Source organism: Streptomyces sp. CO7 (assembly GCF_053474865.1).
This window is the reverse complement of sequence record NZ_JBRIOU010000002.1, coordinates 560258-564009: the sequence shown is the minus strand read 5'-3', so window position 1 is coordinate 564009 and position 3752 is coordinate 560258. Positions and strand designations below refer to the sequence as shown.

The following is a 3752-nucleotide window of genomic DNA, read 5'->3' as shown; positions in this document are numbered from 1 at the left end:
GTGCAGCCAGACCCGCGTGGTCGGCGTGCGCCCCGGCCAACGGCCGGCCAGGTCCCAGGCGCGGGCGACGCCCTCGGAGAGCAGGTGCCCGCCGATGCGCCGTCCCCGGAAGTCCGGCAGCAGGCCGAAGTACACGATCTCCACCACGCCCTCGTCCTGCGCCTCCAGCTCCACGTACCCGGCGGGCGTGCCCCGGTCGTACGCCACCCAGGTCTCCACGCCGGGCCGCTCCAGGTGCTCCCGCCACCGGGCGTGGGACCAGCCGAGCCGGTCGATCCAGGTGATGTCGCCGCCCACCGAGGCGTACAGGAACCGGCTGAACTCCGGCGAGGGCACCTCGGCCCGGACCACGCGGACGTCGCCCTCCGGCACGGCGGCGGGCCGCAGGTCGGCGGCGGAGGTCTGCTCGAGGGACCAGGTGGTGACCGTGGTGGCGGTGGTGGTGCTCATGCGGTCAGACAATCACCCGGGCGGGGACTCTGTCGAGAAACCGCCGGTCACCTCACACCTCACCCGCCGGGCGGGCTCCGGCCCTCTCACTCCAGCGAGGCGTCGACCGCGCGCAGCGGCACGGCGAACAGGGTCCGCTCCCCGTCCCCCGCCGCGTCCGCGACCCCCCAGAGCTCACCGGTGCCCGAGCGGTACGCCAGCCCGCGCGCTCCCGCGGCCCAGCAGAACGGGAGGTCGTAGTCCCCGCACCGCGCGGCGCGGGCGGTCCGCTCCCCCGCCGACTGCGCCCACAGCGCCCCTCGGCCGCCCTGGGCCTCGCGGGGGTCGGCCGCCAGGTACCACCGGTCCTCGGCGGCGCCCTCGGGCCGGTGCGCCACCACGCCCCGGATGCCGGTCGCCTCCGTCCGGTAGCTCTCCACCGGCCGCGCGAAGCCGCTGCCGTCCACGGAGAGCAGTCCCTCCCGGCCCTGGTAGCCGCTGAAGGTGTAGCGCCACAGCCGCGACGGCCCCTCGTCCCGCCGCTCGGCGGCGACCAGGGTGTCGGGGGTGGTGGAGCGGTCCACCGAGAGCGCGCCGAGACAGGCGGAGCCGTCGCCCTCTTCGGAACAACCGTCGCCGCGCAGGCGGTACGAGGCGACGGCCGGCAGGACGAACCGGCTCCCACCGTCCGCCCGCGTGCCCTCCGCCCGGTGCACCCGGTCCAGGGAGAAGACGTGCAGGGTCTCGCCGCCGCCGGGGCTGCCCACGGTGGCCAGCAGCTTGTCCTGGTACCAGACGATGCCGCGCAGTTCGGCGCCGAGCGGCCGGTACCCCTCGCCCGGCCCGTCCTCGGCCTGCGGGGTGGGCAGGGCCAGCAGCCCCCAGGTGTAGGTGAGCCGGTCGGGGTCGCCCGCGTCGACGAAGGCGATCCGCGCGGACCCGGGCCCGTCGGCGTCCTCGGTCCGCGTCCAGGCGGACACGATCACCGGGTCCTCGCCCCAGCGCCGGTCGGAGTCGGCGGGCGCGGCCACCGACACCGGGGCCCAGTCCTCGTCCAGCGCGTCGGCCTCGTCCCAGCAGTAGGAGCGCGCCGCCGCCGGTTCCGCGGGCAGGGATCCCTCGTCCGCGCAGTCGTCGCCGCCCGGCATGGCGTGCTCGGCCTCGCGCAGCACCGTGCGCAGCGGGACGGCGCCGCCCAGCCGGTCGGCGAGGGCGTCGAGCCGCGGCCACGAAACGGCCTCCTCGCGGAGCGCGGGCCCGGTGGCGGCGGGGAGTCGCTGCAGGCCGCCCGGGGTGTCGTCGGTCGCCTGCGACACGCTGATGACGGTCGCCGCTCCGGTGAGGGCCAGCGCCGTCCCACCCAGCAGGGCACGCAGCGCGACACCCCTTCTGCGTCTGCGGTGCCTGCCCCGTGCCATCGGGTTCCTCCTGTGTCCTCGCCGTAACACTGTTCCGCGGCAACGGAGTTGTGTCCACCGCCGGTCATGAGGAGTTGTCCGTGGATGGTACGGCAGTTGTGGCCGAGCCTGGTCAACACCCTGGTGGATGGGGAAGGATCGCCGCCACCCACCCCCCGTTCCTTACCCACGGACACCGGAGGATCCACACATGATCCGTCACACTCCTCGCCGCGCCACCGCCGCGGCCGTCGCCGTGGCGGCGCTGGCCGGTCTGGCCGCCGCCGGACCGGTCGTCGCGGCGGCGGGCGCCCCGGCCGGGCGTGTCTTCATGGTCAACCCGGTGCAGGCCACCGGCGACCAGACCCTGGTGGACGCCAAGGACGCCGCGTCCGCCGTGCCGGAGTCCGCCTACGCCCTGGCGACGCTGCGCAACCTCGACGGCAGCGGCCGGCTCTCCGGCCGGTGGGTGACCGTCCGCTCCGAGACCGGGTCCCCGGCCGAGGTCGCGCGGGCGGGCGGCTACGACCGGCACGACGACGAGTTCGAGCAGGTGATGGCGTACTTCTGGATCAACGAGGCCCAGGAGTACCTGCAGGGCCTCGGCTTCGGCAGCGAACTGCCGGGCGTCAACGACCGGGTCCAGCCGGTCCGACTGAACCAGTGGGGCGCGGACAACTCCTACTTCACCGACAAGAAGGCGGAGATACGCCTCGGCAAGGGCGGGGTGGACGACGCCGAGGACGCGGAGGTGATCGTCCACGAGTACGGGCACGCGGTGCACCACGCGCAGGTGCCGGGGTACGGCACCTCGGTGGAGGCCGGGGCGATCGGCGAGGCCTTCGGCGACTACCTCGCGGTGACCGTGGGCGACCACGCGGTCCGCCGGTACGGGTGGACGCGCGACGCCGACCTGGCCTGCGTCGCGGACTGGGACTCGGTGCCGTACTCGGGGACCCCGCACTGCCTGCGGCGGGTCGACGGGTCCAAGACCTACGCGGACCGGGTGGGCCAGGTCCACGCGGACGGCCAGATCTGGTCCCGCGCCCTGTTCGACATCCGCGGGGCCCTCGGCGCGCGCACGGCCGACCGGATCATCGTGAACGCCCAGTTCGACTTCGCCCCGGACACCAGCTTCAGCGACGCGGCGCTGGCGACCGTCGCCACGGCGGAGGAGATGTACGGCGCGAAGGCGGCCGACGCGGTCCGCGCGGCCTTCCGGGCGCGCGGGATCCCGGGCGTCTGACGCCCGCCCCTCGCGCGGCGGCGCCGTCCCGTCCCGTCCCGGCCCCCGCGCGGCCGTGAGGCCCTGAGGCCGTGAGGCCGTGAGGCCGTGAGGCCGTGGGAACGGGCCGCCGCCTCCCGTGGCTGCCGTTCCGGTGCTCTACCTCCTCCCCACCGCGGTGCGGAGGAGGTAGAGCACCGCCGAACACTCGTCACGCGCCCCGGACCCGCGAGGGGGGACGCCCCCGACGCCGTCGGGTGGTGCGGTGGGAGACTGGGACCGGAGCGGATCCGCACGGTCCGCACGTCATCCGCACGTCAGAAGGACCCCCATGGACGAGGCATCGGCCCGCGCCGTCCTGGCCACCGCCGCCGCCACGCCTGCCCACGCGCACGCGTACCAGCGGCTCCGCGGCATCGACGCCGGGGCGGCGCCGCTGCTGTCGTTCGGCGACAACGCCGTGTTCGCCGTCGGCGACCTCGTCGCCAAGATCGCCCGCACCCCCGAGCTGCTGGACCGCGCCCGCCACGAGGTGGCCGTCGCCCGCTGGCTGGAGGAGCAGGGGGTGCCGGCGGCGCGCGCCGCCGGGGAGCCCGAGCTGGTCGACGGTCACCCGCTGACCCTCTGGCACCGTCTGCCCGATCCGGTCCGCCCGGCCGAGGCCCGCGACCTGGCGGAGCTGCTGCGGATGGTGCACGCCC

General features: G+C 75.7%; 4 protein-coding genes. 2 read left to right on the top strand and 2 right to left on the bottom strand.

What is annotated here, in order from left to right:
• Both ACOV8S_RS04495 and ACOV8S_RS04490 read right to left on the bottom strand, forming a co-directional pair.
• Positions 1-450 (bottom strand): GNAT family N-acetyltransferase (locus tag ACOV8S_RS04495; protein ID WP_448316218.1); only part of this gene is annotated, 450 nt, incomplete at its 3' end.
• Between the two features lie 86 nt (positions 451-536).
• A complete protein-coding gene (locus tag ACOV8S_RS04490) occupies positions 537-1847 on the bottom strand; it encodes a hypothetical protein (protein ID WP_448316217.1) in 1311 nt (436 codons plus the stop codon).
• 190 nt (positions 1848-2037) lie between these two features.
• Between ACOV8S_RS04490 and ACOV8S_RS04485 the strand changes: the two genes are divergently transcribed.
• Positions 2038-3072: a M4 family metallopeptidase gene (locus ACOV8S_RS04485; RefSeq protein ID WP_448316216.1), complete on the top strand. Its 1035-nt coding sequence runs from the start codon at positions 2038-2040 to the stop codon at positions 3070-3072.
• 310 nt (positions 3073-3382) lie between these two features.
• Positions 3383-3752: phosphotransferase (locus ACOV8S_RS04480; RefSeq protein ID WP_448316215.1), on the top strand; the 370-nt coding region annotated here is incomplete at its 3' end.

Excerpts from the sequence above, each read along its gene's own strand:
- ACOV8S_RS04490 (WP_448316217.1), bottom strand. The coding sequence starts at position 1,847 with ATGGCACGGGGCAGGCACCGCAGACGCAGAAGGGGTGTCGCGCTGCGT.
- ACOV8S_RS04485 (WP_448316216.1), top strand. The coding sequence starts at position 2,038 with ATGATCCGTCACACTCCTCGCCGCGCCACCGCCGCGGCCGTCGCCGTG.